Source organism: Microbacterium sp. (genome assembly GCF_031180975.1).
GTDB lineage: Bacteria > Actinomycetota > Actinomycetes > Actinomycetales > Microbacteriaceae > Microbacterium.
In genome coordinates, this window is record NZ_JAPSLI010000006.1 from 197,519 (window position 1) to 211,648 (window position 14,130).

General features: G+C 70.3%; 13 protein-coding genes. 4 read left to right on the forward strand and 9 right to left on the reverse strand.

Annotated elements, in window-relative coordinates; genetic code table 11:
* Positions 1-123 precede the first annotated feature (123 nt).
* On the forward strand, positions 124-816 hold the full coding sequence (locus RIF65_RS10445; RefSeq protein ID WP_309066903.1) for an NRDE family protein: 693 nt from the start codon (positions 124-126) through the stop codon (positions 814-816).
* 18 nt (positions 817-834) lie between these two features.
* On the opposite strand, the gene RIF65_RS10450 is transcribed toward RIF65_RS10445, so the two are convergent.
* A complete protein-coding gene (locus tag RIF65_RS10450; RefSeq protein WP_309066902.1) occupies positions 835-1,830 on the reverse strand; it encodes a GlxA family transcriptional regulator in 996 nt (331 codons plus the stop codon).
* Between the two features lie 96 nt (positions 1,831-1,926).
* On the opposite strand from RIF65_RS10450, the gene RIF65_RS10455 reads away from it, so the two are divergent.
* On the forward strand, positions 1,927-2,088 hold the full coding sequence (locus tag RIF65_RS10455) for a hypothetical protein (protein ID WP_309066901.1): 162 nt from the start codon (positions 1,927-1,929) through the stop codon (positions 2,086-2,088).
* A 22-nt stretch (positions 2,089-2,110) separates the two neighbouring features.
* Here RIF65_RS10455 and RIF65_RS10460 read toward each other — a convergent pair whose 3' ends face one another.
* Positions 2,111-3,328, reverse strand: coding sequence for a glycosyltransferase (locus RIF65_RS10460; RefSeq protein WP_309066900.1), 1,218 nt, complete (start codon positions 3,326-3,328; stop codon positions 2,111-2,113).
* A gap of 172 nt (positions 3,329-3,500) precedes the next feature.
* Here RIF65_RS10460 and RIF65_RS10465 point away from each other — a divergent pair, with 172 nt between their 5' ends.
* Positions 3,501-4,085: a hypothetical protein gene (locus tag RIF65_RS10465; RefSeq protein ID WP_309066899.1), complete on the forward strand. Its 585-nt coding sequence runs from the start codon at positions 3,501-3,503 to the stop codon at positions 4,083-4,085.
* A gap of 103 nt (positions 4,086-4,188) precedes the next feature.
* Positions 4,189-5,772: a cation:proton antiporter domain-containing protein gene (locus RIF65_RS10470; protein ID WP_309066898.1), complete on the forward strand. Its 1,584-nt coding sequence runs from the start codon at positions 4,189-4,191 to the stop codon at positions 5,770-5,772.
* A 19-nt stretch (positions 5,773-5,791) separates the two neighbouring features.
* Here RIF65_RS10470 and RIF65_RS10475 read toward each other — a convergent pair whose 3' ends face one another.
* The 7 genes from RIF65_RS10475 to RIF65_RS10505 all read right to left on the reverse strand — a co-directional run bounded on the left by RIF65_RS10475 (position 5,792) and on the right by RIF65_RS10505 (position 14,088).
* Positions 5,792-7,423, reverse strand: a complete 1,632-nt coding sequence (locus RIF65_RS10475) for a fucose isomerase (protein WP_309066897.1) — start codon at positions 7,421-7,423, stop codon at positions 5,792-5,794.
* A 26-nt stretch (positions 7,424-7,449) separates the two neighbouring features.
* A complete protein-coding gene (locus RIF65_RS10480) occupies positions 7,450-8,955 on the reverse strand; it encodes an FGGY-family carbohydrate kinase (protein ID WP_309066896.1) in 1,506 nt (501 codons plus the stop codon).
* Positions 8,956-9,044: 89 nt separating this feature from the next.
* A complete protein-coding gene (locus tag RIF65_RS10485) occupies positions 9,045-10,022 on the reverse strand; it encodes a LacI family DNA-binding transcriptional regulator (protein ID WP_309066895.1) in 978 nt (325 codons plus the stop codon).
* Positions 10,023-10,092: 70 nt separating this feature from the next.
* Positions 10,093-10,962 carry a dihydrodipicolinate synthase family protein gene (locus RIF65_RS10490; RefSeq protein ID WP_309066894.1) on the reverse strand — a complete coding sequence of 290 codons (870 nt, stop codon included), beginning with the start codon at positions 10,960-10,962 and terminating at the stop codon, positions 10,093-10,095.
* Positions 10,959-12,608, reverse strand: a complete 1,650-nt coding sequence (locus RIF65_RS10495; protein ID WP_309066893.1) for a tripartite tricarboxylate transporter permease — start codon at positions 12,606-12,608, stop codon at positions 10,959-10,961. The genes RIF65_RS10490 and RIF65_RS10495 overlap by 4 nt, the downstream gene beginning before the upstream one ends.
* Complete coding sequence (locus tag RIF65_RS10500; protein WP_309066892.1) at positions 12,605-13,123, reverse strand: tripartite tricarboxylate transporter TctB family protein; 519 nt, start codon at positions 13,121-13,123, stop codon at positions 12,605-12,607. Before RIF65_RS10500 ends, RIF65_RS10495 begins: the two co-directional genes overlap by 4 nt.
* A complete protein-coding gene (locus RIF65_RS10505) occupies positions 13,123-14,088 on the reverse strand; it encodes a tripartite tricarboxylate transporter substrate binding protein (protein ID WP_309066891.1) in 966 nt (321 codons plus the stop codon). The genes RIF65_RS10500 and RIF65_RS10505 overlap by 1 nt, the downstream gene beginning before the upstream one ends.
* Between the last annotated feature and the right edge of the window lie 42 nt (positions 14,089-14,130).

The window sequence follows — 14,130 nt, forward strand, 5'->3', positions numbered from 1 at the left end:
AGGGTATGTTTAGGGACATTAGGGGACGGATGCCGACGATGTCAAGCGCGGCGCGATCGAATTGTTTCGATGTCGGGATGAATCGCGACGCCGCGCCTCCGGCATCCGCCTAGACTCTCCCTCGTGTGCACGGTCGTCATCGATGTCTCCACCCCGACCCGCCTGCTCGCCGTGCGCGACGAGGATCCGCAGCGCGAGTGGGATGACATGGGCGCGTGGTGGCCGGAGCACTACCCCGGCGTCACCGGCATCCGCGACCGCCGCGCGGGGGGCGCATGGCTCGCGCTCGACCCGGCCACCCGCCGCCTCGCCGTGCTGCTGAACCGGGCGGACGTGCTGGATCTACCCGCGAGCGAGGTGGTCTCACGGGGCGGACTGGTGCTGGAGTCCGTGGTCGGGCGTTCTCCGGAGCCGCCGTTGCGCACGCACGGCTTCAACCTGCTCGAGGTGTCACCGGAGCACGCCAGGGTGCTGTCGTGGGACGGCGTCGAACTGACCGAGACGCCGGTCGTCGACGGGGTGCACATGATCGCCCACGACGGACTGGACGACCCGGCCACCGCCCGCATCGCGACGTGGCTGCCGCGGTTCCGAGCGGAGCGCCCCGCTCCTGACGACCCGGACTGGTCGGCGCGCTGGCTCGAGCTGCTCGCCGAGAGCGGCGAGCTGTCGCCGGAGGACGACCGGGCGATCATCCGCGACAACCACGTGCACGGCTATCCGACGATGTCGCTGCTGTACTGCATCGCGGCGGTGTCGGATGCCGGGGCCGTCGCCCGTTCGTACACGCTCGCGCGTCCGGGGCAGTGGGGCTGACGCCGCGGGGTGCGCCGGTCAGGCCGGGGTGAGCTCGGCCACGGCATCCGCCTCATGCATGCCGGTGGTGCAGGAGAACCGGGCACGGTAGGCGGTCGGGGTCGTCCCGAGCACGCGCGCGAAGTTCTGCCGCAGCACGGCGGCCGAACCGAAGCCGCACTCCTGGGCGATCCGCTCCAGGCCGAGGTCGGTGCGTTCCAGCATCCGCTGCGCCTGGATGAGCCGCTGGCGGGTGAGCCAGGATGCCGGGGTCGCGCCGAACTCGGACTTGAACCGGCGCGCGAAGGTGCGCGGCGACATGTGGGCGCGCACCGCGAGCTCTTCGACGGAGAGCTCGTCGCGGAGGTTCTCCACCGCCCACTCGGCGACGGCGGCGAGCGAGTCGCTGGGCGCCGCGGGCAGCGGGCGGTCGATGTACTGCGCCTGCCCGCCGTCGCGCTGCGGCGGCACCACCATGCGGCGGGCGATGCGGTTGGTCAGCTCGGCGCCGAGCTCGATGCGCAGCAGGTGCAGGCACGCGTCGATGCCTGCGGCGGTGCCGGCGCTGGTGATGATGCGGCCGTCCTGCACGAACAGCACGTCGGGGTCGACGTCGATCTGCGGGTACATCGATGCCATGGTGTGCGCGTACATCCAGTGCGTGGTGGCACGGCGCCCGTCGAGCACGCCGGCGGCGGCGAGGACGAATGACCCGCTGCACACGCTGAGCACCCAGGCGCCACGGGCGACGGCGGCGCGGGCCAGCTCGATCAGCCGCTGATCGATGTGCGCCCACTTCTGTCGCGGCAACGGGCAGAAGACCACCAGGTCGGCAGTGTGCGCGAACGACAGATCGTGCTCGACGTTCACCGAGAAGCCCAGCTTGGAGCGCACCGCGCCGGGCTGCGGCGCCACCACCCGGAAGTCGAAGTTCGGCACGCCGTCGTCGCTGCGGTCGAGCCCGAACGCCTCACAGGCGAGGCCGAACTCGAACGGCGCGAATCCGTCGTCGATGACGCAGGCGACCGTCTTCATGGCGTCCTCCTCGGCGCTTGGTATTGGCAGGATTCCTGCGAATGGTGTCTTGACAGCCACTCGTGACCAATTGGCTCTGATCGTAGCATTTCTGCCATGTTCATCGCCATCCTTCTTCTCGCTCTCGTCCTCTGGGCCGCGGTGGCCACCGTCGTCGAGTGGCGTCGGGACGGCTACCGTGCCGTGCCGACCGACTGGTCGCGCGTGGCAGGGATCGACCCTTCGCAGCGACCGGAAGCCACCACCCTGTACCGCTGACTCCGCGCGGACCCGCGTCGGCTCAGTCGGGGAGCGGCTCGCCCCGGTAGAGCGCCTCGAATGTGTCGAGCGTGCGGTTGATGTCGTGCACGGCGACGCCGTCGAGCGACGCCCTCTGCATCCGCTCGTACTCCTGCGGCACCGCCGTCAGTACCCGGGTGAGTTTGTCGGCGAGGTCGTCGACGTCGCCGGGCTCGAACAGGTAGCCGTTCTCGCCGTCGTGCACCAGGTGCGGCAGCGCGACCGCGTTGGCGCCGACCACCGGCAGCGCCGAGGCCATCGCCTCCATGGTGGCGATGGACTGCAGCTCGGCGATCGAGGCGATCGCGAAGACCGAGGCGCGGGAGTACAGCTCGCGCAGCTCGTCGTCGCTGACCTGGCCGTGGAAGGTGACCCTGCCGCCGAGTCCGAGTTCGTGCGCCAGGTGCTCCAGGCTCTTGCGCTGGTCGCCGCCGCCGACGATGTCGAGGTGCGCGTCGACGTCGGGACCGAGCTTCGTGAGTGCGCGGAGCAGCACATCCACCTGCTTCTCGGCGGTCAGGCGGCCGACGAAGATGACGCGCTGCTTCTCCCGCGGCCCGATCACCGGACGGTAGTGCGACCGGTCGATGCCGCAGCTGATCGGCACGACGCCCTGGATGTCGATGGTGCGCTCGAGGAAGTCCGCGGCCTTGCGCGTCGGGGTGGTCACCGCGCGCGCCATCTCGAAGGTGCGCTTGGCGTCGGCCCACGCGAGCTTGAGCACGATGTCGTCCACGAACTTCGGCATGGTGGTGTGATCGAGGATGTTCTCGGCCATGACGTGGTTCGTGGCGACGACCGGGATGCCGCGTTCGCGGGCGATCCGCATCAGACCGCGGCCGATGATGATGTGCGACTGGATGTGCACCACGTCGGGCTTGACCTCGTCGAGCACCTTGCGGGCGTAGTGCTTGGACCGCCACGGCCACACGAAGCGCAGCCAGTCGTGCGGGAGCCAGCGGACCGACGGCAGCCGGTGCAGCGTCATCGGCTGCCCCTCGATCGTCTCGGTGTGCGTCGCCGAGCGGCGGTACGCGGTGTTCGGCGCGACGACGTGCACGTCGTGTCCGCGCTGCACGAGTCCGGCGGCGAGGCGCTCCGCGAAACGGGCGGCTCCGTTGATGTCGGGCGCGAACGTGTCGCAGCCGATGAGGATCTTCAGAGGACGGGCGTCGGAAGCCGGGGCCTGGTCGCCGGGATGGTCGTCGGAAGATGTCACGGAGGGGCTGCCTATCTGTAGCTCTCGGGGTTCGGTTGCCACGCTGGGGCACAGTCACGCCACGCCGTGGTCGCGGGTGGCGCTGGCAACTCTACCCGAGCAGCCTGCGGGAACGAGGGAGGCGGGCCGCCGCTCCCAGCCGGGGCCGGGCTCGCTCACGTAGCGTGAGGTCATGCGCCTGATCTCCTCCGCCGACCCGGCCCTGTGGATCCCCGTCACCGAGTCGTTCGGGCTGCGCGGCCGTCGGCACCGCAAGGCCGCGATCCGGATGCTGATGGGCCAGGCCCGCGCCGCCGTGGGCGGCGAGGCCAGGCCGGGGTCGCGGTTCGGCGCGTGGGTCGCCAGCCAGGCCGCGCCGCTCGCGATGCGCAAGGCTGACGGCCGCGTGTTGGCCTGGACGTGGCGCGCCGAGCCGGAGCTCGTGGTCGCGATGGCGACCGTGCAGCAACTGACACCGCAGCTGCGCACGGCGCGGGCCATGATGCCGATGGAGTACGACGACACCGAGAGCTTCCCGACACCGCTGGGCGCGGGCGAGAAGCTGCTCATGCCGATGCCCCCGAACCCGGGGTCGCCGCCGACGGCGACGTACACGTGGGACACCGGTACGCACCTGGTGACGCTCACCGCCGTGTGCAGCGATCGCGAGCGGTTCGGAACGCTCGAGCCGGCGCTGGATGCGCTGGCGCGCAGCATCCGCATCGCCGACGACCTGACCACGGGCGAGGGGGACGTGCTGCGGCTTCCGCCAGCCTGAGCGCAGCGCGTCATCGGCAGCAAGCGGCGCGGTACTCTCAGGAGCAGCGGGAGCCGGCCGCTGGACGCCGCGGCCCGCCGCACACCGGGCCGAGGGAGCGACCATGCAGGACATCGTTCTGACGATCCTCACGGCGGCCGCCCTCGGCACGCTCGCCCACACCCTGCGGGTGCCACCCCTCGTGGGCTTCCTGATCGCCGGGTTCCTGCTGGGCGGGGTCGGGCTGGAGCCGTTCGCCGGGTTACCGCAGCTGGCGGAGATCGGCGTCGTCCTGCTGCTCTTCACAATCGGCCTCAAGTTCGATCTCCGCTCCCTGCTGCGGCCGGAGACGTACGGCACCGCCACGATCCACCTGGTGCTGCTCACGCTGATCGGCATGGGCACTGTCGGCCTGCTGGCGGCGGTCGCGCTGGGCTCGCTCGAGGGTGGCTGGCGCGAGGCTGCCGTGCTCGGGTTCGCCCTGTCGTTCTCCTCCACGGTGCTGTGTGTGAAGGTTCTGGAGGACCGTTCCGACGACGGGTCGTTCTACGGGCAGACCGCGATCGCCATCCTGGTGACGCAGGACATCATCGCCGTCGCCTTCCTCACGGCGAGCGCGTCGGAGCCGCCAAGCCCGTGGGCGCTGCTGCTGGTGCTGCTGATCCCGGCATCCTGGCCGCTGCGTCGCGTCCTGAACCACTTGGGCCACGGCGAGCTGCTGGTGCTCTTCGGGGTTGTCATGGCCCTCGGACCCGGCTACTTCGCGTTCAGCGCGCTCGGAGTCAAGGGCGACCTCGGCGCCCTCGTGATGGGACTGCTGTTCTCGACCCATCCCCGCGCGATCGAGCTCTCCAAGGCGCTGTTCAGCGTCAGAGAGCTCTTCCTGGTCGGATTCTTCGTGATGATCGGAATGACCGCGACTCCGACCTGGGTGGACCTCCTGCTCGCGGTCGGCCTCTGCGTGGTGCTGCTGCCGATCACCTTCGTCGGATTCGTCGTGCTCGGGCGGATGTTCGGCCTGCGCAACCGCACCACGATCCGCACGAGCCTGGTGCTGAGCAACTTCTCCGAGTTCTCGATCATCGTGACCGCCGTCGGCGCCGCGGGCGGGCTGGTCTCGCAACGCTGGCTGACGATCGTGGCGGTCGCCGTACCCCTGAGCATGGTCGTCTCCTCGCTCGTCAACACACGCAGCCTCAACCTCACGGACGCCCTCAGCAACCGCCTGCCCGAGCAGGACGTCAGCCGCCTGCGGCTGGCCGACCGGCCGATCGACACCAGCGACGCCGACGTCGTCGTACTGGGCATGGGGCGGGTCGGGCGCGCCGCGTACACGCGGCTGGCCGAGGCGGGCGGCCTGAAGCCGCTCGGCGTCGACAACGACCACCTCGTGGTGCTGAGGCTGAAGAGCGAGGGATACAACGTGGTCGAGGGCGACGCAACCGACCACGAATTCTGGAGGCGCATCGTCGCCGGCGGCTTCGTCAGGACTGTCCTGCTGGCGATGCCGATCCACGACTCGAACATGTTCGCCCTGGCTCAACTGCGCGCCGCCGGGTTCGACGGGCGGATCTCCGCCGTCGCGCAGCATCAGGATCACCTCGAGCACCTGTCGCGCGAGGGTGTGGGCGCCGTGGTGAACATCTACGGCGGCGCCGGCGCGGCGCTGGCCGACGCCACGCTGGAACTCCCCCTCGACGACGAGTGAGGTCCGCCGCTGCGGCCGCTCAGATCCGTACGTCGCCGGCGAGGTGCACCTTGATGCCCATGCCGTCGAACATCGCCGCCTTGGCGATGAGGGCCTTGTCGGCCGTCTCGGCGTCGGGGGCGTAGACGACCTGGGCATGGTTGGCCTTGTGCCGTGCCATGAACTGGTCGCGGGTCTGGCCGTGCAGCACCACGTGCGCGATCGGCCACTCCGGGTTGGTGGCGTTCTTGCGTCGCTGGGTCTCCTCGTCCGGCAGCTCGATCACCGAGCCGCGGAACAGGTCCGCCTGCAGGATGCCGTCGGCGATGTACACGCGCGAGACGACGATCTCACCCGGCTTCGAGACGCCGTTGATGGTCGAGCCGCCGGCAGGGAAGAAGACGTGTCCCTGCCGCCAGCCCTCGGCCTTGTCCCAGCCGCCGAGGTGCGAGGCCGGCACGGAGCCGGAGATCTCGTACACCCACACGAACTGCCCGTCGTACTCCTCGCCCCAGCGCACGTCGTGCAGGGTGTTGTCCGGTACGAGGCCCATGGCCCGCCACACCCGGTCGGTCACCAGCGCGTCCACCGCGACGCCCTCGTCTGCCTCGTTGAAGTGCGGGAACGCGCGTCCGGCGAACAGCTCGCGCAAGCCGTCGCGGGACAGCACCGGCGGGCGCTCGGTCGAGTTCAGGATCCCCTCGGCGAGATCGGATGCCGGCACGAGGTCCTTCAGCCCCTGCTGATACTGGATGCCGACGGCATCCAGTCCGAAGTCGTCGGCGATGCGCAGGGCGGCGATGTACATCTTCAGCTGCCACTGCACCTGCTCACGGGTGAGCTCCGTCGCCGGGTCCTCGCCGTACTTGAAGGTCATGCCGCGGTCGGTGAGCCACGTGTAGGCGGCGTCGGCCTCCTCCTCTGTGACATTGAGCATCTCCGCGTACAGCGCGGACTGCGACAGCCGCTCCTTGTAGATGCCGGTGCGGTTGAGCAGCTCGTCGTCGAAGATCGCGTTGTACATGCCCATGCAGCCCTCGTCGAAGACGCCGATGATGGCCTTGTCGGCGAGCAGCTCCGCGGCAAGCGCACGCCCCAGCTCGGTCTCGGGGGTGTCGGGCAGCTCGGGAAGCGGGCGGACGTGCGAGGCGTCGTGGGTGATACGGCCGGTCTCGGTCCACTCCTTCAGGCCCGCGCGGAACCAGTCGTCGGTGAAGTCGACCGACCAGATCGTGGCGTACTCCTTGCCCATCTTGGTCAGGCCCGCGTTCAGGCCGAGGAGCCCGACGAGGCCGGGCCATTCGCCGGCGAAGTTGGCGACGGTGAGGATCGGGCCCTGGTGGGTGCGCAGCCCCGCGAGGACGTGGTGCGAGTACTGCCAGACCGCCTCGGCGACGATGAGCGGCGCATCGACGGGGATGCTCTTGAACACCTCGATGCCCATGCGCTGGCTGGAGATGAACCCGTGGCCGGTCGCGGGGTCGACGTCGTTGGCCCGGACGACGTTCCAGCCGAGGTCGTTCAGCACCCCGGTCACGCCCTTCTCGAGCTCGACCTGCGTCGGCCAGCCGGCGACGTTGGCGGACTCGCGCAGGTCGCCCGAAGCGATGAGGTAGGCCGTCTTCGGCGCGGATGCCGGGCGGGATGCCGGGGAGGGGAGGGTGTAGCTCATGGTGTGCTCCGGTTCTGGGATGGCGGTCAGTGGGTGTGCTGCTCGGCGGCGAGCTCGTGCACGACGTCCTTCGTGGCGTCGTAGAGGCGCAGGTAGCGGTCGAACAGCGCATCGTAGGCGGCGCGGGCGCCCGGGTCGGGGGTGATGGTCTCGGCCACCGGGTTCCAGTCGTCGATCCGCGGTTGCGCCTCGGCGGGGGCGGTGGCGGATGCCGCGAGGAACGCGGCACCGTAGCTCGCGCCGATGGTGGTCTGCGGAACCTGCTGCGCCAGCCCTGTGGCATCCGATACGGTCTGCAGCCACAGCCGCCCCTGCGTGCCGCCTCCGACCGCGACGATGCGCCGGATGTCGGCGCCGGCGGCGCGCATCGTCTCGACGTTGTGACGCACGCCGAGCGCCGTGGCCTCGAGGGCTGCGCGGTAGAGGTCGCCGCGGCCGTGCCGGAGGGTGAGGCCCGCGATGACGCCGCGTGCGTCCGGGTCCTGGATGGGGGTGCGCTCCCCGGCGAAATACGGCAGCATCACGAGTCCGCGGGCGCCGGGGCCGGAGGCTTCGGCCTCGGCGAGCAGCTGCGGGTAGTCGGCCGTGGTGAGCTCCTTGAGCCAGGCCGTCAGCGCACCGGAGGTGGACAGCCCGCCGGCGAGGTTGCGCGTGCCCGGGAACGCGCCGGCGGTGGTCCACATCGACGGCGTGCGCAACGTCTCCTCGCCGGTGGCGACGAGGAACATCGTCGTGCCGTACATGAGCATGAGGTCGCCAATGCCGTGCGCGCCGACGCTGACCGCCTCGGTCCATGCGTCGATGGTGCCGGCGATGACCGGGGTGCCGACGGGGATGCCAGTGACCTCCGCGGCCCCGGCAGTGACGGTGCCGGCGATGTCGCCCGCCCAGGCCAGCGGGGGCTGCTCGAGCGTGCCGGCGTACCGCTGCCACCACGGGTCGTGCCACTGCTCCCCCTCGATGTCGTACAGCGGGGAGACCTGGCTGGCGGACTGATGGTCGAGAACATAGGCGCCGGTGAGCTTCCGCGCGAGCCACGAGGCGGGCATGAACAGCCGGCGCGCACGGGCCCAGGCGTTCGGCTCCTCGTCGGCGATCCAGGCGATCTTGGGCCCGCCGGCCTGCGAGGTGAGTGTCGAGCCGCCCACACGGGTGATCTCGTCGTCTCCGAGCTCGCCGGTGAGGCGGGCGATCTGGGCGGTGGCGCGAGTGTCGACCCCGTACAGGATCGCCGGGCGCACCGGCTCGTCACGTTCGTCGGTCAGCAGGATGCACGGGCCCATGCCGCTGACGCCGACGGCGGTGACCTGGATGCGCTCATGGGTCCCTGAGCCTGTCGAAGGGCCGAGCAACTCCCGAGCGATCTGAACGAACTCGTCCCACCAGACGCGACCGTCCATCTCCACCCAGCCGGTGTGCGGTCGATCGACCTCGTGGCTGCGAGTGGCGCTCGCAAGGATCGTGCCATCTTCGGCGACGAGCACGCCCTTGCTGCTGGATGTGCCGATGTCGACGCCGAGTGTGCAGCGCATCTCGTCCTCCCTGACCGGTGTGTGACCTCGTCCACGATACGCGAAATCGATTTCATCACGCAATGCCGCACGAGTCGGCGGACCGCGGATCAGTCGCCGGCGGAAGCGGGGTGCAGCTCGCCGCCGAGCACGATGTTGCGGGGCGGTGCGTCTCCGCCGCGCACCCGCTCGAGCAGCATCCGCGCGGCCGTCATCCCCATCTCGCGGGCGGGCAGGCGCACGACGGTGACCGCCGAGGGCGAGAGGGTGGTGAACGGCAGACCACCGATGACGGCGACGGCGAGCCTCGGCGGTGTGAGCGCGTGTTCGCTGAGCACCTGGATCGCGCCCACGCCGATCAGGTTGTTGCCCGCGACGACGGCATCCGGCGGATCGGGCAGGGCGAGCAGCCGCTCCATCGCCTCGCGCCCGCCGTCGACCCGGAAGGAGGAGAACAACAGCAGCTCCCCGGGCGGTTCGACACCCGCATCGCGATGCGCCTGGCGCCATCCCTCGGCTCGCTCGGCGGCGGTCTCGATGTGTTCGGGCCCACCGATGTACGCCACGCGGCGGTGGGAACGCAGCAGGTGCGAGGCCGCCGCGTATCCGGCATCCCGATTCGCCATCACCACGCTGTCGATCTCGCGATCGGCGTGCCGGTCGACGGCGACGACGGGGCGGCCGGCCGACTGGATGGCGTCGAGGTCCGAGCGATCCGAGGCGGGCGCGAGGATCACGCCTGACATGTGCTCCGCGACCGCGATGCCCAGATACGTCGCCTCCTTGGCCGGCTCGGCGTCGGAGTTGCACAGCACCACCGAGTAGCCCGCTTCGGACGCCACGTCTTCGACGCCGCGCGCCAGTTCGGTGAAGTACGGGTTCTCGATGTCGGGGATGATCAGCCCGATCACCTCGGAGCTGCGCCGCCGCAGGGTGCGAGCCGTGCGGTTGGGCACGAACCGCAACTCCCGGGCCGCGGCCCGCACGGCGTCCACCTTCTCCGCCGACACACTCGTCCCGTTGAACACGCGCGACACGGTCGCCGGAGACACGCCGGCGGCGCGTGCGACGTCGTAGATCGTGGCCATGGCGGTCCTTTGCGTGATGGCGGGCGAGACTTCTGACATTACCGGCGTCTGGTCGTGTCCCACACGCGCCTCAGGCGTGCGCGCGCACCACGCGCGCGACCTCCTCGCGTCCGGCGTCGTCCGGCTCGGCGATCGCCATCCGGCAGTGCGCGTCGGTGACGCCGAGCACCCGGTAGCCCTCCTTCATGCGCGCCATGTCGCCGCCGATCAGCGCGACGACCTCGTCGACGGCATCCTGAGCCGCGGCGACGGCGGTGGCGTCGCCCGAGCGAGCCGCGTCCGCGAGCGCGCGGAACGGCTTCGGCGTCACCGCCGAGACCCCCGACACCACGCCCTGGGCACCCACCCGGACGGCGGCGACCAGGTCACGGTCGGCGCCGGTGTACAGGTCGAAGTCCTCGGGCACCACCGCGCGGTAGGCGGCGAGGTCGTCCAGGCTGAGCTCGCTGACCTTGGCGCCCACCACGTTCGGCAGCTCGGCGAGGCGCGCGAGCAGCTCGGGTGAGACGGGGTTGCCGCTGCGCGCCGGGTAGACGTACACGTACAGGCGCCCGTCGCCGACGGCATCCGACACCTGACGGAAGTAGTCGAACACCGCATCGTCGGTCGAGCGGAGGTAGTACGGGGTGAGCGCGGCGAACTCGCGCACCCCGAGGGCGCGAGCGACGCCGACCAGCCGCACCGCTTCGAACGCGCTGGGACGGCCGACGTGCACGATGACGCGCATCCGGTCGGCAAGCTCCTCCATGGCCGCAGACACGAGCGCGGTGAACTCGTCGACGTCGACCGCGGGAAACTCTCCGGTCGTGCCCAGCACGAACGCCCCCTCGTTGCCGGACTGACCGACGTAGCGGAAGATCGCGCGCGACCCCTCCGGATCGAGCGATCCGTCGCGGTGGAACGCGGTGGGGATCGCGGTGAGGATGTCGTAGCGGGTCACTTCTCGTTCTCCTTCTTGGCGCGGCGCCGGCGGCGCGGCATGGTGTCGTCGGGGTTGCGGACGGTCGAGGTCAGCAGATCCGGTTGAGCGGCGAGCTCGTCGCGAGCGGCGGCGAGCTGCGCGATGCTGGCGGTGTCGAGCACCGAGTCCTCGAGCGAGGCCCGCTGCGCCCGCGGCTTCCGCGCGGCGCGGACGGCCGGCATCACGATGGACAGCACCGCCAGCAGGATCAACGCGATGGCGATCGGGCTGACCACCTCGAAGAACGGCCGCGTCGGCAGGATCGCGAGGGTCCGCGCCAGGTTCTCCTCGGCCAGCGGCCCGAGCAGCAGGCCCAGCACCACGGGGCCGGCCGGCACCTGCATCCGCTTCAGCAGCACGCCGATCACGCCGAACACGAGCATCGTGATCACGGTCGACAGGCTGTTCGAGGTGGCGTAGGTGCCGATGATGCAGAAGATGAGGATGCCGCTCCACAGGTATGGCTGCGGCACGTCGAGCAGTTTCACCATGCCCTTCATCCGCACCAGGCTGAGCGCCAGCGACAGCAGCGTCGCGATGAGCATGATGCCGGCGATCGAGACGACGAGCTCCGGCCGGTTCGAGAACAGCGTCGGCCCGGGCGTGATGCCCCAGATGATCATCGACCCGATCATCACCGCCATCACCGAGTCACCGGGGATGCCGAGCGCCATCGTCGTGGTCAGCGACCCGCCGAGAGTGGCGCTGGATGCGGTGTCGGCGGCGGCCACTCCCTCGATCGAGCCCTTTCCGAACAGCTCGGGGTGCTTCGACACCTTGCGCGCCCGCTCCCAGCCGATCAGGCCGGCGATGTCGCCCCCGGCGGCGGGGATGAGGCCGACGCCGAGGCCGACGGCGCCGCCGACGGCGGTGGCCCTGCCGCCCTGACGCAGTTCCGACCCGTTCGGCCACCAACGCCCCAGGCTGGAGATGGGGCGGGTCCGCGACGCGCGGTGCGTGAGCAGCTGATCGAACAGTTCGGCGATGCCGAACAGCCCGATGATCACGGCGATGAAGTTGACACCCTCGACCAGTTCGAGGAAGCCGAACGTGAAGCGCTGGTCGGCGGTCGCCTGGTAGGTCCCGACCGTGCCGAGCATGAGTCCGAACAGACCGGCCAGGATGCCCTTCAACATCGACTTCGACGAGATGCCGATCATGATCGCGATGCCGAAGACGACCAGCGCGAACAGCTCGGGCGACTTGAAGTAGTCGCGGGCGAAGCTGGCGATCGGCACCGCCGCCACCGAGAACAGCACGAGGGAGGCGAGGATGCCGACGGCCGACACGATCGCCGAGATGGTGAGCGCGAGGCCCGCCCTGCCCTGCTTGGCCATCGGATAGCCGTCGAGGGTGGTGGCGATGGATGCCGGAGTGCCCGGCGTGTTGATCAAGATGGACGGCACCCGGTCGCCGAAGTTCGCCGCGACGTAGATCGTGAGCAGCACGGCCAGGCCCTGTACCGGCTCCAGCGTCATGGTGAAGCCGGCGGCGAGCGCCACCGCCATGGTCGCGGTGATGCCGGGGAACGCGCCCACCATGAAGCCGAGCACGAGCCCGACGCCCATGTACAGCAGGATCGACAGGTCGAGCAGGGACTGAATGCCCTCGACGAACGGGTTCACAGCGGGATCCTCAGGAGCATGCCGAACACGACGTAGACGAACGCGGTGACCACCACCGAATAGACGATCAGGCTCGGCCAGCGGCGGTGCCCGTAGACGAGCATCAGGGCTGCCATCAGCAGCCCGGCCGCGATCGGGAAGATCTCGATCCGGTAGCCGACCAGGATCACCGCGCCGAGCGACCACAGCGCGATGAACGCCACGGTGGTCGCGAGAGTGGCGGCCACCCGCGCGAGGCCTCCGGGCTGGATGCGCTCGACATCCTCGCGCTCCGGCGCCGGGCGCGTGACGGCGATCACGAGCAGCAGCACGGCGACCGTCACTGCCGAGACCCCCAGCACCATCGGCCAGAACCGGGCGTCGATCTGCCCGGCCGCGGCCTCACGGCGCAGCGGGATCTGCGTGGCCAGCACGAGGTAGCCCGCGGCGACCGCCAGGGCAATGGCCGCGAACGCGATCTCCAGGGGGCGGGATGCCGCCGCCCCCTGGTACTCGTCGTGGACGGCGTCGGCCATCAGCCCAGCAGGTCCTGGAACAGCGTGAACTGCTCGTCGACGTACTCGGTCCACTCCTCGGAGTCTCGGTAGACGATCAGGTTCCCGGCGTCCTCCTGGAACTTCTGGTACCCCTCCGACTCGACGGCCTCCTTGATCGCGGACTCGAGCGTGTCGTGCACGTCCTCCGGCAGGCCCTGGGGCGCGTAGATGCCGCCCCAGCCGCCGAACTCGACCTTCTCGCCGACGGCCTCCTCGACGGTCGGGACGTCCTCGGCGTCCGGGTGGCGCTCGTCGTGCATGACGGCGAGGATGCGCACCGCCTCGCCCTGTGCGAGCGCCTCGCCCAGTCCCGAGACCGCGGCGACGGTCTCGCCGGATGCCGCGGCCGAGACGGCCGTGGCGCCGCCGTCGTACGGCACGGGGGTGAACTGCGCGCCCGTGGCTTCACCGAGGCCGAGCGTCGCCGCCTCCCAGATCGAGCCGGCACCGGAGTTGGCGACCGTGACCGCGCCTGTCTCGGCCTTGGCGATGAGGTCCTCGAGCGATTCGATGCCGCTGTTCGCCCCGACGGTGATGACACCCGGGGCGAGCATGATCTGGCCCAGCAGGTCGTAGTTCTCGGGCAGGACGTTCGCATCCTGCGTGGTGTTGAGCATGGCGATCTCGACGGGTGCGAAGCCGATGACGTATCCGTCCGGCTTCTGCGAGCCGACGTACTCCATCGCGAGGGCACCGGCGGCGCCGGGCATGTTCTCGGGGATGACGCTGACGTCGAGGATCTTCTCCAGCTCGGTCGCGAGTGCCCGCGAGGACAGGTCGGAACCACCGCCGGGGTTGGCCTGGATGATGAGGCGGATGTCCTTCTCGGGGTAGCTCGACGCGGCCTCCCCCTCCTCCACCTTGGTGCAGCCGGCCAGGACGACGACGGTTGCGGCGACGGCCGCCAGCGCTGCGGCGGCTCGGGTCTTGCGGATGCGGGGCATCGTTGCTCCTCGGTGCGTGGGCCGACCGGGTTGTCGACGCGC